We start from the raw sequence: 14,266 nt of genomic DNA, 5'->3' as shown, positions 1-14,266 counted from the left end.
GGACGTACGTACGACGCTGCCTTCTACCGGGCCGTCAGCCCTTGAAACGCGGGAAGGCGCTGCGGCCGGCGTACACCGCGGCGTCGTCGAGGATCTCCTCGATGCGCAGCAGCTGGTTGTACTTGGCGACGCGCTCGGAGCGGGCCGGGGCGCCGGTCTTGATCTGGCCGCAGTTGGTGGCGACGGCCAGGTCGGCGATGGTGACGTCCTCGGTCTCGCCGGAGCGGTGGGACATCATGCACTTGAAGCCGTTGCGCTGGGCCAGCTCGACGGCGTCCAGGGTCTCGGTCAGCGAACCGATCTGGTTGACCTTGACGAGCAGGGCGTTGGCCGAGTTCTCCTCGATGCCGCGGGCCAGGCGCTCCGGGTTGGTGACGAACAGGTCGTCGCCGACCAGCTGCACCTTGTCGCCGAGCTTGGCGGTGATGGTGTTCCAGCCGTCCCAGTCGTCCTCGAACAGCGGGTCCTCGATGGAGACCAGCGGGTACGCCTCGACCAGCTCGGCGTAGTACTCGGTCATCTCGGCGGCGGTGCGCTCCTTGCCCTCGAAGGAGTAGGAGCCGTCCTTGTAGAACTCGGACGCGGCGACGTCGAGCGCGAGGGCGATCTGCTCGCCGGGGGTGTAGCCGGCCTCCTTGATCGCCTCGAGGATGAGGTCGAGGGCCTCGCGGTTGGAGCCCAGGTTCGGGGCGAAGCCGCCCTCGTCGCCGAGGCCGGTGGCCAGGCCCTTGTTCTTCAGGACCTTCTTGAGGGTGTGGTAGACCTCGGCACCCCAGCGCAGCGCCTCGGAGAAGGACTCCGCGCCGATCGGGGCGATCATGAACTCCTGGATGTCCACGTTGGAGTCGGCGTGCGAGCCGCCGTTCAGGATGTTCATCATCGGCACCGGCAGCAGGTGCGCGTTCGGGCCGCCCAGGTAGCGGAAGAGCGGCAGGTCGCTGGCCTCGGAGGCGGCGTGGGCGACGGCGAGGGAGACGCCGAGGATGGCGTTGGCGCCGAGCGAGCCCTTGTTGTCGGTGGCGTCCAGGTCGAACATGGCCTGGTCGATCAGGCGCTGCTCGGTGGCGTCGTAGCCGACCAGCTCCGGGCCGATCTGCTCGATGACGGCCAGCACGGCCTTCTCGACGCCCTTGCCGAGGTAACGGCTCGGGTCGCCGTCACGCAGTTCGATGGCCTCGAAGGCACCGGTGGAGGCGCCGGACGGAACGGCGGCACGACCCGTGCTGCCGTCGTCGAGGCCGACCTCGACCTCGACCGTGGGGTTGCCTCGGGAGTCCAGGATTTCCCGGGCTACGACGACGTCGATGGACGGCACGAGCATCTCCTTCTTCAATGTGACGCTTCACTGTGGCGCTTCGGTCCGTCGCGGTCCCGCGGGACCGCGACGGCTCTGCGGGACCGAGCCTAACCGGCTCCGGGCGATCGGCCAGCCGATCGCCCACCCGCTGGACAGAACCGAGAGTAAATTGTTTCAGAACGGAACAAAGGCGGAACATGAAAAGTCCCGCCCCGGTGCGTACGGGGGAACACGCACCGGGGCGGGAGTCGCGGGACCGCCGCCGCTTACTTCAGGTGCAGCTGCTGGCCCGGGTAGATCAGGTCGGCGTCGTCGACGATGTCGTCGTTCAGCTTGAACAGCTTCGCCCAGCCGCCCTTGACGTCGTGCTCCTCGGCGATCGAGCTGAGGGTGTCGCCCTTGACGACCTTGTACTCGCCGTCGCCCTTCTCGACCTTCTTGCCGGTCGGGGTGGTGACGGTCTTCTTGGCGGGCTTCTCGGCCTTCGGCTCGGCGGCCGGGCGCTCGGCGGAGCGGGAGGCCTTCTGCTCGGTGGAGCGCTCGGCGGTGGAGCCGCTGCTCTGGCTCTGCGAGCCCTCGGAGCTGCCGGAGCCGCTGTCCTCGGAGCCGCCACCGGTGTAGGCGGCGCCCGACAGGCCGGTGCCGCAGACCGGCCAGGCACCCTTGCCCTGGCCGGCGAGCACCTTCTCGGCGATCTGGATCTGCTGGGACTTGCTCGCCTGGTCGGCGGTGGAGGCGTACTGCGTACCGCCGTAGGCGGCCCAGGTGGAGGCGGAGAACTGCAGACCGCCGTAGTAACCGTTGCCGGTGTTGATGGACCAGTTGCCGCCGGACTCGCACTGGGCGACGGCGTCCCACTCGGACGCGGTGGCGGCGGAGGCGTTGCCGGCCGCCATCAGCGGGGCGGCGACGGCGGCACCGGTGACGCCGGCGACGGCGATGACACGGGTGGCCTTGGACGGGCGACGGTGCTTGCCCTTGCCGGAAAACAGCATGGTTGATCCCCTCACCGACGCCTGCGAGGTGAGCTGTCGGGTTCGGGCCGGTTGAGTTGCCCGGCCGGGTTCCTCCCGGAACTCGGCTTCACCCCTAGCCGCTCCGGCTCAACTGCCCGGTGCGGCGCTTACCTTGGGTCCCCCGCTCCTGCCTGCGGCGCTTGACGCGACGACTGTTCCCGTACGGCCGCTGGCAGGATTCGGCGTTGCGGCTGTCGGGGCCCGCGGTGGCGAGCGGTCATGACCGTAGACACGCGCTCCGCGGATTTTCAAAGACGATCACGGCTTCTGAGACCTATCTCTCACGAGATCCAAAAGGGACATACGGTCTCTAACCGTGACGCGAACTCCCCCTACTTTTCGCCCGATTCGCCCGTGACCGTGAGCGTCTGACCGGGCAGGATGTGGTCGGGGTCGGCGCCGACGACGGCCTCGTTGTCGGCGTAGAGCGCGTGCCACCCGCCGTCGACGTCAAGGGAGTCGGCGATGGCCCAGAGGCTGTCGCCGGTGCGGACGACGTAACGCCCGTCCCCGGCCTCTCGCTCGCCACCGTCGCGCGAGGCGTGCCGGCCCGACGTCGGGTCCGTACGGCCCTCTCCCGTCGCACCCTCGTCCGCGCTGCCGCCGCGGTGCTTGCCGGAGCCGGACGAGCCCTCGGTGCCCTGCCGTTCGGCACTGCCGGAGGGGTCGGATTCGGCGGAAGTGTCCGGCTTGGCGGATTGGTCCGCACCGTCGGACGAGTCGCCCGACGCCCCGCTCGAACCGTCGGACGGGGTGTCAGACGACGAAGACGGCGAAGAAGAGGGCGAGGGGGACGAAGAGGACGCCCCGGACGTCGACTCCGGCGCCTCGGACGAGCCGGACGACTCGGATGACTGGGACGACTCGGGCGTTTCGGTGGTCGCGGGCGATTCGGACGACTTGGTGGTGTCCTGCTCCCCCGAGGCGTCCGAACCTTCCGACGCCCCGTCACCGGCCGTGCCGGAGCCGTCGCCCGTGCCCCCGGAGCCGCTGCCCAGGCCGGCGAGCAGACCGCAGGTCGGCCAGGCGGCGATGCCCTGGGCCGCGTGTATCTTCTCGGCGATTCTTATCTGCTGGGAGCGACTGGCCTGGTCGGCGCTGGGGGCGTAGTCCAGACCGCCGTACTGCTCCCAGGACTCCTGGGACAGCTGCAGGCCGCCGTAGTAGCCGTTGCCGCTGTTCTGGCTCCAGGCGCCGCCGGTCTCGCACTCGGCGACCTGGTCCCAGTTCGCCGAGTCGGCCGCGTGCGCGCCGGTGGCGCCGAGCAGCGGGATCGCGATGGCGGAGCCGGTCACTCCGGCGGCGACGACCAGTGCGGGTGCCTGGCGGGGGCGGCGGTGACGACCGTTCCCGGAGAGCATGCGACGACCTTTCACGAGACGACGGGGACCGCGCGGCGGATGACGCTCGACACCACGCTGATCCGTGAACGTATAGGGAGATCATCGCTTGTCACAAGTTCATGCCGCGCAGATCACGTGAAGATCACAGAGGTGAGCGCGTGTCACTTTTGCGTCGGCGACGGACCGTTGCCGGCCGATGACGCGGGCGGCGTGAACGAGACGGGCAAGGTGCGCAGACCTCGCATGATGAGGCCGCCGCGCCACCGGAGTTCGGCCGGGTCGGCGGCGAGACGGAGGTCCGGCAGCCGGGTCAGCAGCGTGGCCAGCGCCGTCTGGCCCTCCAGCCGGGCGAGCGGGGCGCCGAGGCAGTAGTGGATGCCGTGGCCGTACCCGAGGTGCTGGCTGTCGCGGCGGGCGAGGTCCAGGGTGTCCGGGTCGGTGAACCGCTCCGGGTCCCGGTCGGCGGCGGCCAGGACGACGAGGACCGGGTCGCCGGCCGCGACGTCCTGGCCGCCGATGGTCAGCTGCCGGGTGGCGAAGCGCCAGGTGGCCAGCTCCACCGGGCCGTCGTAGCGCAGAAGTTCCTCGACGCCGGTCTCCAGCAGGCCGCGCTCCCCCGCGGCCAGCGAGGTCTGCAGCCGCTCCCGCTGCCCGGGGTGGGTGAGCAGCGCGTAGGTGCCGTTGCCGATCAGGTTGACGGTGGTTTCGAATCCCGCGAAGAGCAGGATGAAGGCCATGGCCGCGGCCTCGTTCTCGGTGAGGTGCTCGCCGTGGTCGGAGGCGCGGATCAGACCGGAGATGAGGTCCTCGCCGGGGGCGGGCTCGGGCGGCAGCGCGGCGCGCTTGCGGTGGATGAGGTCGGCGAGGTAGCCGCGCATCTTCTTCACCGACCGGGCGACGCCGCCCCGCGGGCCCCCTTGGTGACGGATCATCATGCCCGCCCAGTCCCGGAAGTCGTCCTGGTCCTCGCGGGGGACGCCGAGCAGGTCGCAGATGGCGTAGATGGGCAGCGGGAAGGCGAAATCGTGGATCAGGTCGGCGGAGCCGGTGGCCGCGAACCGGTCGATGAGACCGTCGGCCAGCTCCTGCACCCGGGGCGCGAACTCGGCCACGCGGCGGGGCGTGAACGCCTTGCTGACCAGTCGTCGCAGCCTGGTGTGGTCGGGCGGGTCGATGTTGAGCAGATGGGTCATCAGCTCGGCCTTGCGCTCCCCCGGGATGCCGGTCTTGCCCTTGGCGTGCGCGGGCTCGTCGTGGTGCGCCGGGTTCTTGGACAGCCGCGGGTCGGCGAGCGCCTCTTTCGCGTCGGCGTACCGGGTGACCAACCACGCCTCCACTCCGCTGGGCAGCCGGGTGCGGTGCACGGGGGCGTGCTCGCGCAGCCAGGCGTAGGCGGGGTAAGGGTCGCTCGCGAACTCCCAGCTGAACAGCTCGGGGACCGGGGCGGAAGAGCTGCCGGTCATCCCTCGACCGCCCGGATCGCGTCCCGGTAGGCGCGGGCTGCCGCTCTCAGGGCCGCCTCGGGGTCGGTGCCCTCGGACTCGGCGCGGGCGGCGAGGGCGAGCAGGTCGTAGCCGATGCCCTCGCCGGTCGGCAGCGGGACGTCGAGGCCCGCGGTGCGGACCCGGGAGTGGAGCTTGGCGGCGAGGGCCAGGCCGGGCTGGCCGAGGGGGACGCCCTCGGTGACCGAGGTGCGCTGCTTCTCGGCGGCCTTGGTGCGCAGCCAGTGGGCGCGGACCTCCTCGGGGGTGTCGGCCGTCTCGTCGCCGAAGACGTGCGGGTGGCGGTGGACGAGCTTGTCGACGATGGTGCCGGCCACGTCGTCCACGGAGAACGGGGCGTCGGGGTCCTCCTCGGCGATGCGGGCGTGGAAGACGACCTGGAGGAGCACGTCTCCCAGCTCCTCCCGCAGCTCGTCGCGGTCGCCGTCCTCGATGGCCTCGACGAGTTCGTACGCCTCCTCGATGGCGTACTTGGCCAGCCCCTTGTGGGTGCGCTGCGAGGACCAGGGGCATTCGAGGCGGATGCGGTCCATGACCTGGACGAGGTCGAGGAGGCGGGCGCCCGGGAGGTCGTAGGAGGCGGGGAGCAGCTCGAGGTCGGGCATCCGGACCCGTCCGGAGCCGGCGAGACGGGCCAGTGAGTCGGTGAGCGCGGGCTCGCCCTCGCCGGTCGCGACGACCACCGCGGTACGGCCGCCGGCGCAGTCGTCCACCAGTTCCTCGGCGGTCGGGGCCGTCTCCTCGACCCGTATCCCCGCCTCGCGCAGGTAGGGCAGCTGGGGGTGGGCTCCGTCGGCACACAGGACGCGGTCGGCGGTGCGCAGGGCCTGCCAGGCGGGCCAGGACAGCAGGCCGGGGGCGACGCGGTGGCTGGTGGTGAGCAGGACGATGCGGCCCTGGTCGGGGGTGGTCGGGCCGGCGGTGGTTGCGTTCACTCCTCGAACCTAACGCACGCCGCCGACGGCCCCCCGAGTTGTCCACAGGGGGCCGTATCGCCGCTGCTCAGGGGCGCTAAGCCGGCTGCTGGGACCCCGCGGCCGTGATCTCCCGCACCCACGGTGTCCGGGTGTCGACGCGGCTGCTCTTCTGGACGTCCCAGGCGCCGTAGCGCGGGTTGAGGTCGACGTCGAGCTTCTTGGAGGCCTCGGACAGGGCCTGCCAGAACTCGGGGCGGCTGGTGTCGGTGCCGAGGCTCTGGGCGAGCTTCTGGGCCTCGATCTGGACGAGGAGGTTGTCGTCGAGGCGGTCGGGGGCGACGCCGTACTGCTGGAGCCAGACCGTCTCCAGCTGCTCGGGACCGCCGGCCTGCTTCTCCAGCTCGCCTCGCATGTCCTGCACTTCCTTGCGGCTGACGCTCACCCCGGCGTCCTGGGCGGCGCGGTGCAGGACCCGGTCGAGGACCATGCCGTGCAGGGTGTCGCGGGTGAGGGTGCCGGTCCGGGCGACGACCTGCTGGTACTGGGTGTCGTCCGGGACGGCGGCGCGCTGTGCCTCGCGCACCTCGTCGACGCGGCTCTCCAGCTGGGCGACGGTGATCCGCTGGTCGCCGACGACGGCCGCCGCGCCCGGATGCGCGTCGTTGCCGCAGGCGGCGAGCAGGGGGGCCGCTGCGGCGATCGCGGCGGTGAGGAGAAGCGCGGGGCGACGGCGGCTGCGGCGGTGCAAGGGAACCTCCCGTTTGGAGATTGTGCGACGGTGCACAAAGTCTTGCGATGATCGATGTTAGGCAGTGGCCCGGCTCTGGCCAACCCATTGGACCAACGATTCATCAGGACTTCGGGCACCGCCTCGGGCCCGGTCCGCTTGGCGGCGGGGGTCAGCCGTGCATCCGGCCCAGCCACTGGAGCGTGCGCCGGACGTCGGCCGCGAGCGGATGGCCCGGGCCGTGGACGCGCTCCACGTCGTGCAGCAGCCGGGCCAGCGTGTCGTGGGCGGCGGCGCGGTCGCCGAGGGCGAGCAGGAGGTGGCCGATGCGGCGGCGGACGTCGTGGGCCAGGTCGGGGTCGCCGGCCACGTACTGGTTCTCGTAGTACGGCAGCAGCGCCCGGTACTCGGCGAGGGCGGCGGCCGGTTCGCCGAGCTGTTCCAGGCACTGGGCCGCGTCGTAGCGGTGGCGCAGGCACTGCGGGTCGGCCTGGCCGGCCTCGGCGGCGCGTTCGTCGGCGAGGCGGCGCAGTTCGGGCAGGGCGCGCCGGTACTGGCCGTCGTCCATGAGGGTCGCCGCGTACTGCCTGCGCAGGGTGCGCACGACCGGGGAGCGTTCGCCGTGCTGTTCGGCGGCGGCGGGCAGGATCGCGCCGAGGACGTCGACGGCCTGGGTGATGCGGCCCTCGCCGAGGAGGCGCTTGACGTCGTCGACGGCGCGGGCGACGTCCGGCTTGGCGGCCTCGGCGGCGGGCGCTACGGGGGCCGGTTGCGGCGCGGGGGTGCGGGCGCGGTCGGGCCAGGGGCGTGCGGGCGCACGAAGGGGCGGGTGGGGTCCAGGGGGCCGCCGGTGGGCACGCCGAGCGCCGGCAGCAGCAGCGCGAGGTGCTCGTAGACCTCCTGCGCGGAGTCGGGGCGGTGCTGCGGGTCCTTGGCGAGCAGGCGCAGGACCAGGGCTTCCAGCGCCTCCGGGACCTCGGGGCGGACGCGGCGCACCGGCAGCGGGGGCTCGTACAGGTGCCGGTGCAGTACGCCGAGCGCCGTGGAACCCGCGAACGGGACGTCGCCGCTGAGCAGTTCGTGCAGCAGTACGCCGAGTGCGTACAGGTCGGTGTACGGGCCGACGGCGCCGCCCATGGCCTGCTCGGGCGCCATGTAGGCGGGCGAGCCGATGGGGGTGCCGGTGTGGGTGAGGCGGGTGGTGTCGGCGTCCATGACGGAGGCGACGCCGAGGTCGAGGACGGTGACGGTGCCGTCCTGCTTGACCATGACGTTGCGCGGCTTGAGGTCGCGGTGGACGATCGGCACGGCGTGCACGGCGCTGAGGACGGCGCACAGCTGGGCGGCGACCGCGACGGCCCACTGCCACGGGTAGGGGTCGTGCTCGGCGAGGTGGTCGGAGAGGTCGGCGCCGTCCACGTACTGCATGACGAGGAACAGCTCCTCGCCCTCGCTGCCCGCGTCGTGCACCGTGACCAGGCCGGGGTGGTCGACCTGCGCGGTGATGCGGCACTCGCGCACGAACCGGCGGCGCAGTTCGTCGGCCTCCGCCCCGGCGACCTTGTCGGGGCGCAGCAGCTTCACCGCCACGCGCCGGTCCAGGCGCCGGTCGTAGGCCGTCCAGACCTGTCCCATGCCGCCCTGGCCGATGAGCGTGGACAGCTCGTACCGGCCGGCGACGACGCGTCCGGCCGCCACGGTCACCTTCCGCCCCGGTGGCCGCCGTCGCGGCCGTCGCTGCCGCCGCGGCCGTCGTGGTTGCGCAGGTAGTCGCTGAGTTCGTCGAGTTCGGCGCGGACCTGGTCGATGCGGGCGGGCGCCGCGGGGTGCTGCGGCGGCGAGGCCTGGTAGGGCGGGACCGGCGTCTGCACGGGGGCGGCAACGGGCGGCGGAGCGTAGGGGTACGAGGGCTGCGGGTGCCCGTACCCGGCCGCCGGGGGCGGCGGCATCGCAACGACGTGGCCGGGGTGGGGCGGCCGCCGGTGGTGGCTGATGTCGGCGTAGAGGAAGTACCCGGCGCAGACGCAGGCGTTGAGCAGCAGGATGATCATGCCGGTGGTGCCGGCCGGGGTGCTGAAGTCGTCGGTGTCGTCGGTGGCCAGGAAGCAGAAACTGACCACCAGGGCGACGGCGGTCCCGGCGAAGACCCACCAGTCGCGCGGCCGGCGGCTCACGATGGCCGCGTACAGCGTCGATATCCAGGCGAGGAACCCGATGCTCAACAGGGCCAGGGCCACGAAGAAGACGCGCGACAGGACCAGCACCGCGGTCCTGGGGCGGCGCGGCGGCGGTGGCGGCGCATAGCCGTGGCCGTGCATGACTTCTCCTGGAGACCTGATGAGAGGGACGTGCGCCGGGCGACCGGTGCGGAGTCGAGCGTATAGGCCGACACGGACGAGCGGCCCCGGGTTGTACCGAACCGTTGTCGTCCTGGTCACTCGGCCCGCGCGGGCGGCTCAGTCGGGGGCGACCGTGCCGTCCGTGAGTCCGTCGTACATGCCCCGTACCAGTTGCTCCCCCAGGCGGCCCGCGAGGCGCAGTGCGCGCTCGAACTCGTCGAGGGCGCGGAAGCGGTCGCCGTAGCCGCGCTGGGCGTCGAGGGGCAGCCGGGGCAGTTGGAGGCGGCGTACGTCGAGGCGGGTGGCGGTGGAGGCGTAGCTGCTGGCCTGCCGGTGGTTGGCGGTGCCGCGCAGGAACCCGGCGAGGAACCAGGGGTCGAGGGCGGCGGGGTCGGGGCGCAGGAGCACGAGGTTGCGCCCGAGGGCGGCGCCGGCCGTGTCCGCGTCGATCACGCGCGCGACGGAGCCGCCGCCGAGGACGGGCACGACGACGTCACCGGGTTCGGTCAGGACGGGTTCCTCGTCGCCCTCCGGGAGGGTGCCCGAGGGGCCGGTGCCGGTGAGGACGTCGTGGTCGGTGAGCAGGGGCACGCGCGCGTGGCCGCCGTTCGTGCCGGTGCGCAGCACGAGGGCGCCGCCGCGGGCGAGTTCACCGACGGTGGTGAGCGGCCTGCGCGGTGCGGCGCGTCCGGTGCCGGGGGCCGCGGGGGTCAGCTCCGCGGTCAGGCGCAGGGTCTCGTCGAGGCGCTCGCGTACGTCCGTGAGCCGTTCGGTGCCGCCGGTGGCGGTGGGGGGCGGCAGGTGGCGGGCGGGGGCCAGGTCGACGTCGTCGTCGAGGAGTTCGATGACGGGCAGGCAGCGGGCGAGGCCCGGCCGGTCGTCGAGCCGGCCGGTGCGGTCGAACGCGGTCCAGGCGTCGAGTACGGCGTCCCGCACGGACCGCCAGTCCGGCCCGCCGCGTCCCTCTCCGGCGAACTGCCCCGTGTCGGCGAGCAGCACCCCGGGCTGCGCGGGCGCCCGCTCGGGCCGGCGCAGCACCCACAGGTGCAGGGGGAGGTTGTACGGCGGTGCCGCGCCGGCCGGCAGGGCGATCACGGCGTGCAGCGCGCCCCGGCGCAGCAGGTCGGCGCGGACCCGGCGGCCGGAGCGGCGGGAGGCCGCGGCGGGCGGCATCAGGACGACGACGGTGCCGCCGTCCCTGACCCGGGCCAGGGCGTGCTGCACCCAGGCCAGCTCGGACTCGGTGCGGGCCGGGAAGCCGTACTCCCAGCGGGGGTCGTAGGCGAGTTCGTCGTGGCCCCAGTTGCGCTCGTTGAACGGCGGGTGGCACAGCGCGGCGTCGGCGCGCAGGCCGCTGCGGGCGTCGGCGCGCAGGCTGTCACCGGCGGCGATGCGCACGGCGGCGTCCGTGCTCAGGGCGAGCCGCAGTGCGGTCAGGGCGGCCAGCGCGGGGTCGCTGTCCTGGCCGCACAGCTCCTGCCCGGGCCGGGTGGTGGCGGCAGCGGCGCGGAGCAGGGAGCCGGTGCCGCAGGCGGGGTCGAGCACCGTGCGGGCGGGACCGGCGAGTTCGGCCATCAGGTCGGCGAGCGGGTCCGGGGTGAGCGTGTACTGCCGCGGATTGGCGTCGAGGTGCCGGCCGAGCAGGAACTCGTACGCCTTGCGGGCGCCCGGTCCGGCGGCGAGTTCGGCGGCGCCGCGCAGGAGCGGTGCGGAGGGGAGCAGCCGGGGGCCGGCCGGGGTGGTGACGGCGCGCTGGGGGCCGGTGCCGAAGCGGGCGTCGAGCACCTCGTCGAGGGCGGCGGGCAGCAGGTCGGCGAGGCGTTCGTCGGAGCCGGCGCTCGCGTCCAGCCAGAGGGTGGGGCGGTCGTGGATCAGCAGGAGGACGCAGCCGGCCTGCACCAGGGCGGCGACCGGGCCCTCGGGGTGGCCGGCCAGTTGCTGCCAGACACGTTCGCGCGGGGGGACCTCGGCGAGTTTGCCCTGGGCGCGCAGCCATGCCTCGACGTCGGCGAGGGCGAAGGACGGGCTGGTCTCGGTGCCGCCGACCGGTCTGGGGAAGTCCGCGTGCCGACGGCGCCAGTTGCTGACGGCGGCGCGGCCGACGCCGGCGAGCCGCGCGATACCGGCGGCGGTCACCTCTGTCCCGTTTTCCTGCACGCTCGGGGCCCCCTCGTCCTGGTGTGTGGGGCCGATCCTACCGATGAACGCGATCCGACTCCGTTCACATCGTGTACTCGCACGACCTCGTGAACCGTGTTGACTCGGTTCACAAGCTCTGGTCTGATTGACCCATCGGGCCGGCCGAAGCGGCAAGCTTCGGTTCACGGCCGACCGATCGTCTCTGGGGAGAGGACTGACGTCATGGGCATGAAGACCAAGATCGCGCTGGGCGCCGTGGTGGGGATCGCCGTCATCGGCGCGCTGTCGGCGAACGCGGGCGACGGGGACGGCGACGCCAAGAGCGACGACCGGACCTCGGCGAGCGCGGGCGAGAAGCAGGACGGCGCGGGCGCGGACGGCGCGAAGACGGACGGCTCCTCCGAGGCGAAGCCCGCCGAGGACAAGGCCGTCGAGAAGGCCTCCCAGGCCGAGCAGTTCAAGGCGTTCGTGCAGAAGAACGGGACGCCCAAGGAGAAGGACGCCGTCTCCCACGTCACCAAGGTGCAGGGCGCCGACGAGCAGAACGACATCCTCGACGCCGCCGACGTCTACACCGACTTCACCGGCGGCATCATGGGCTCCGGCACCGGTCCGGCCAAGCTCATCGCCTCCGCGTTCGCCGACTGGAAGGACAGCGAGAACGGCCTCGTCACGATCTACGATGCCGACGGCGAACTGCTCGGCAACGGCCAGTTCTGAGCGCCGGACCGCGCTCCCCGTTCACCGAGAATCCCTGGGGGGATCCACCATGCGCCGTCGCGCGCGCCGCACCGCACTCACCGCTCTTCTCCTCGCCGCCGGCGCCACCGCCTGCCTGACCGGCTGCCAGTCCGGCCAGGACGGCGACGGCACGTCCGACGGGGCCGCCCGGTCCACCGCGTCCGGCGGATCCTCGGCCGCGTCGCCGTCCGCCAGCGCACCCGGCTCGACCGCGGCGCCGGCAGAGGCGTCCGCGTCCGCCTCCGGACCGTCGCCGGACGAGCCGTTCGCCGGGCTGACCGGCGCCGAGATATCCGAGCGGGCGCTGAAGGCCACCACCGGGGCGCGCTCGCTGCGCATGACCGGCAGCGTCCCCGACGACGAGAGCGGCGGCACCATAGAGATCGACCTCGCCCTGGACCGGCGGGGCGACTGCGCCGGGACGATGGGCATGGACGGCCAGGGCAAGGCCGAGTTGATCAAGACCGGCGACACGGTCTACCTGAAGTACGACGAGCGGTTCCTGCGGGCCCAGAGCAAGGGCGAGCCGCAGGCCGACACCGAGGCCCTCGTGTCGCTGCTGGCCGGACGGTGGACCAGCATGTCCGCCGACGGCGCGGACGCGAAGGAGATGGCCGGCTTCTGCGACCTGGACAAGCTGCTGGAGGACGCCGGGGGCAGCGGCGACGACGCCCCGACGAAGGTGACCCGCGGCAGGGCCACCACCGTCGACGGCAAGCCCGCGTTCACCCTGTACGAGACGGACGGCTCCACGCGCAACACGGTGTACGTCGCCACCGAGGGCAAGCCGTACCTGCTGCGCTTCGAGAGCGGCTCGAAGCAGGAGCCCGGCGCCCTGTCCTTCACCGGGTACGACGAGCCGGTGCCCGCCGAGTCCCCCGCAGGAGAGGTCCTCGACCTGGACGGCCTGGACGGGACGAGCGCCTGAGCCGCGGGAGCCGGGTCCCTCACCCCGGGGCTGCGGGAGCCGGGCCCCTCACGCCGGGCCGCGTGACCCCGAAGCCGTCCGAGCAGTCGCACCAGCTGCTCGGTCCGTCACCCCCGCGGGACGCCTCGGGCGACCGGATCGCGGCGCTGCTCCGCCCCGCCCTCGCGGCGCTGACCACACCGGCGCCGTAGCCGCGTCAGCCCTGGCACTGCTTCGACATCATCGCCCGGTCCGCCTCCGTCACCGCCAGCTCGTACTTGACCGCGACCTGGGCGAAGCGGACGGCGTACGCGCACCGGATCGACCTGTCGGGCGGCAGCCAGGAGGCCGGGCCGGAGTCGCGCTTGGCGGAGTTGGCGCGGCCCTCGACGGGGAGCAGGTTGAGCGGGTCGTTGGCCAGCTGCTCGCGCTTGTTCTCCGGCCAGCGCGAGGAGCCCATCTGCCAGCTGTAGGACAGCGGCACGACGTGGTCGATCTGGACCTCGCTCGCCTTCTGCTTGCGCCACTCGATGCTCGTCCCGGTGTACGGATCGTCCAGCGTCATCGCGATGACCACACAGTCCGAGCCGGACTTGAAGCGGACCTCCTGGCCGTCGCGTTTGAGCAGGTCGTTGCGGGTGTCGCAGCCGTTGCGGGCGAGTGGGACGCCGTCGGCGGTGTCCATCCAGGCGTAGCCGAACTCGTCCCGGTCGTACCCGGTCTTCGGGCCGCGCCCCTTGGTCCGCAGACCGTCGATCAGCTTGCGGGCGGCCGCCTGCGGGCTGTCGCCCGCGACCGGGGCGAGGCCCGGCTCGGTGCCGTCCGGGTTGTCCAGCGGGCTGACGGCGTGGCCCGCGGCGGGGGCCTCGGCGCCGCCGCCCGAGGCCGGGGCGTCGTCGTCGGCCTCCAGGCCTTCGCAGCCGGTCACCAGGGCCAGGGCGAGGGCCGCCCCCGCGGCCCAACCGGTACGGGTCCTGCTGTGCCGCCTCATGTGCGCCCCTCCCCTTGCCGTTCGCAGCCACCACCGTAGCGAGGCAGCGGCCCGGCCCATAGGGGGCCTTAAGTAGGCGTTAGTGGGCACACGAGACATATCTGTCGTACCTTCGACAGTGAGTCACGCCTCGGAAGGAGCTCTGCATGGGCATCCTCGACAAGATGAAGAGCATGGCCGGCAAGGACAAGGACAAGTCAAGGAAGATGTCCGACGCCGCCGAACGCCAGGTCAACCAGCGGACCGGCGGCAAGTACGAGAAGCAGGTCGACGCCGCGCAGCAGCAGGCCGAGGGCAAACTCGGCTTCGGACGCGAGCAGGGCGGCGGCCGGGAGCGGCAGTAGAAG

Annotated in this window: 13 protein-coding genes, 1 pseudogene and 1 riboswitch; of the genes and pseudogenes, 4 read left to right on the top strand and 10 right to left on the bottom strand. The window is 72.8% G+C overall.

The window, feature by feature from the left end; translation table 11 throughout:
- Positions 1 to 34 precede the first annotated feature (34 nt).
- The 9 genes and pseudogenes from eno to Sru02f_RS03170 all read right to left on the bottom strand — a co-directional run bounded on the left by eno (position 35) and on the right by Sru02f_RS03170 (position 11,298).
- On the bottom strand, positions 35 to 1,315 hold the full coding sequence (eno, locus tag Sru02f_RS03210; RefSeq protein ID WP_109035008.1) for a phosphopyruvate hydratase: 1,281 nt from the start codon (positions 1,313 to 1,315) through the stop codon (positions 35 to 37).
- A gap of 248 nt (positions 1,316 to 1,563) precedes the next feature.
- The gene (gene rpfA / locus Sru02f_RS03205; RefSeq protein WP_109034635.1) at positions 1,564 to 2,292 is read right to left on the bottom strand and encodes a resuscitation-promoting factor protein RpfA; all 729 of its coding nucleotides are present in this window, start codon (positions 2,290 to 2,292) and stop codon (positions 1,564 to 1,566) included.
- Positions 2,293 to 2,295: 3 nt separating this feature from the next.
- Positions 2,296 to 2,462, bottom strand: a riboswitch (cyclic di-AMP (ydaO/yuaA leader).
- A 183-nt stretch (positions 2,463 to 2,645) separates the two neighbouring features.
- Complete coding sequence (gene rpfC / locus Sru02f_RS03200) at positions 2,646 to 3,674, bottom strand: resuscitation-promoting factor protein RpfC (protein WP_109034637.1); 1,029 nt, start codon at positions 3,672 to 3,674, stop codon at positions 2,646 to 2,648.
- Positions 3,675 to 3,817: 143 nt separating this feature from the next.
- A complete protein-coding gene (locus Sru02f_RS03195) occupies positions 3,818 to 5,119 on the bottom strand; it encodes a cytochrome P450 family protein (protein WP_109034639.1) in 1,302 nt (433 codons plus the stop codon).
- Positions 5,116 to 6,093, bottom strand: coding sequence for a nucleoside triphosphate pyrophosphohydrolase (locus Sru02f_RS03190; RefSeq protein ID WP_109034641.1), 978 nt, complete (start codon positions 6,091 to 6,093; stop codon positions 5,116 to 5,118). Before Sru02f_RS03190 ends, Sru02f_RS03195 begins: the two co-directional genes overlap by 4 nt.
- A 76-nt stretch (positions 6,094 to 6,169) precedes the next feature.
- On the bottom strand, positions 6,170 to 6,823 hold the full coding sequence (locus Sru02f_RS03185; protein WP_109034643.1) for a SurA N-terminal domain-containing protein: 654 nt from the start codon (positions 6,821 to 6,823) through the stop codon (positions 6,170 to 6,172).
- A 151-nt stretch (positions 6,824 to 6,974) separates the two neighbouring features.
- Positions 6,975 to 8,437, bottom strand: a pseudogene (gene pkaE / locus Sru02f_RS03180) (serine/threonine protein kinase PkaE).
- Positions 8,438 to 8,502: 65 nt separating this feature from the next.
- A complete protein-coding gene (locus tag Sru02f_RS03175; RefSeq protein ID WP_109034647.1) occupies positions 8,503 to 9,120 on the bottom strand; it encodes a hypothetical protein in 618 nt (205 codons plus the stop codon).
- A gap of 138 nt (positions 9,121 to 9,258) precedes the next feature.
- Positions 9,259 to 11,298 (bottom strand): N-6 DNA methylase, encoded by a 2,040-nt coding sequence (locus Sru02f_RS03170; RefSeq protein WP_109034649.1) that lies wholly within the window; start codon positions 11,296 to 11,298, stop codon positions 9,259 to 9,261.
- A gap of 204 nt (positions 11,299 to 11,502) precedes the next feature.
- Between Sru02f_RS03170 and Sru02f_RS03165 the strand changes: the two genes are divergently transcribed.
- The 3 genes from Sru02f_RS03165 to Sru02f_RS03155 all read left to right on the top strand — a co-directional run bounded on the left by Sru02f_RS03165 (position 11,503) and on the right by Sru02f_RS03155 (position 13,140).
- Positions 11,503 to 12,000, top strand: coding sequence for a hypothetical protein (locus Sru02f_RS03165; protein ID WP_164279448.1), 498 nt, complete (start codon positions 11,503 to 11,505; stop codon positions 11,998 to 12,000).
- A gap of 49 nt (positions 12,001 to 12,049) precedes the next feature.
- Positions 12,050 to 12,949 carry a hypothetical protein gene (locus Sru02f_RS03160; protein ID WP_109034653.1) on the top strand — a complete coding sequence of 300 codons (900 nt, stop codon included), beginning with the start codon at positions 12,050 to 12,052 and terminating at the stop codon, positions 12,947 to 12,949.
- A gap of 62 nt (positions 12,950 to 13,011) precedes the next feature.
- Positions 13,012 to 13,140, top strand: a complete 129-nt coding sequence (locus tag Sru02f_RS03155) for a hypothetical protein (protein WP_280524908.1) — start codon at positions 13,012 to 13,014, stop codon at positions 13,138 to 13,140.
- A 5-nt stretch (positions 13,141 to 13,145) separates the two neighbouring features.
- Here the strand turns inward: Sru02f_RS03155 and Sru02f_RS03150 are convergent, their stop codons facing one another.
- Complete coding sequence (locus tag Sru02f_RS03150; RefSeq protein ID WP_109034655.1) at positions 13,146 to 13,919, bottom strand: HNH endonuclease family protein; 774 nt, start codon at positions 13,917 to 13,919, stop codon at positions 13,146 to 13,148.
- 146 nt (positions 13,920 to 14,065) lie between these two features.
- On the opposite strand from Sru02f_RS03150, the gene Sru02f_RS03145 reads away from it, so the two are divergent.
- Positions 14,066 to 14,263: an antitoxin gene (locus Sru02f_RS03145; protein ID WP_109034657.1), complete on the top strand. Its 198-nt coding sequence runs from the start codon at positions 14,066 to 14,068 to the stop codon at positions 14,261 to 14,263.
- Positions 14,264 to 14,266 lie beyond the last annotated feature (3 nt).

The organism is Streptomyces rubrogriseus (assembly GCF_027947575.1).
In the GTDB taxonomy this organism is placed as follows: Bacteria; Actinomycetota; Actinomycetes; order Streptomycetales; family Streptomycetaceae; genus Streptomyces; species Streptomyces rubrogriseus.
The sequence above is the reverse complement of the archived record's forward strand: the minus strand, read 5'-3'. Positions and strand labels throughout refer to the sequence as shown.

What these genes read in the sequence shown, in the direction of transcription:
- rpfC (WP_109034637.1), bottom strand. Translation starts at nt 3,674, where the DNA reads ATGCTCTCCGGGAACGGTCGTCACCGCCGCCCCCGCCAGGCACCCGCA.
- Sru02f_RS03150 (WP_109034655.1), bottom strand. Translation starts at nt 13,919, where the DNA reads ATGAGGCGGCACAGCAGGACCCGTACCGGTTGGGCCGCGGGGGCGGCC.
- Sru02f_RS03165 (WP_164279448.1), top strand. Translation starts at nt 11,503, where the DNA reads ATGGGCATGAAGACCAAGATCGCGCTGGGCGCCGTGGTGGGGATCGCC.
- Sru02f_RS03175 (WP_109034647.1), bottom strand. Translation starts at nt 9,120, where the DNA reads ATGCACGGCCACGGCTATGCGCCGCCACCGCCGCCGCGCCGCCCCAGG.
- Sru02f_RS03160 (WP_109034653.1), top strand. Translation starts at nt 12,050, where the DNA reads ATGCGCCGTCGCGCGCGCCGCACCGCACTCACCGCTCTTCTCCTCGCC.
- Sru02f_RS03195 (WP_109034639.1), bottom strand. Translation starts at nt 5,119, where the DNA reads ATGACCGGCAGCTCTTCCGCCCCGGTCCCCGAGCTGTTCAGCTGGGAG.
- rpfA (WP_109034635.1), bottom strand. Translation starts at nt 2,292, where the DNA reads ATGCTGTTTTCCGGCAAGGGCAAGCACCGTCGCCCGTCCAAGGCCACC.
- Sru02f_RS03145 (WP_109034657.1), top strand. Translation starts at nt 14,066, where the DNA reads ATGGGCATCCTCGACAAGATGAAGAGCATGGCCGGCAAGGACAAGGAC.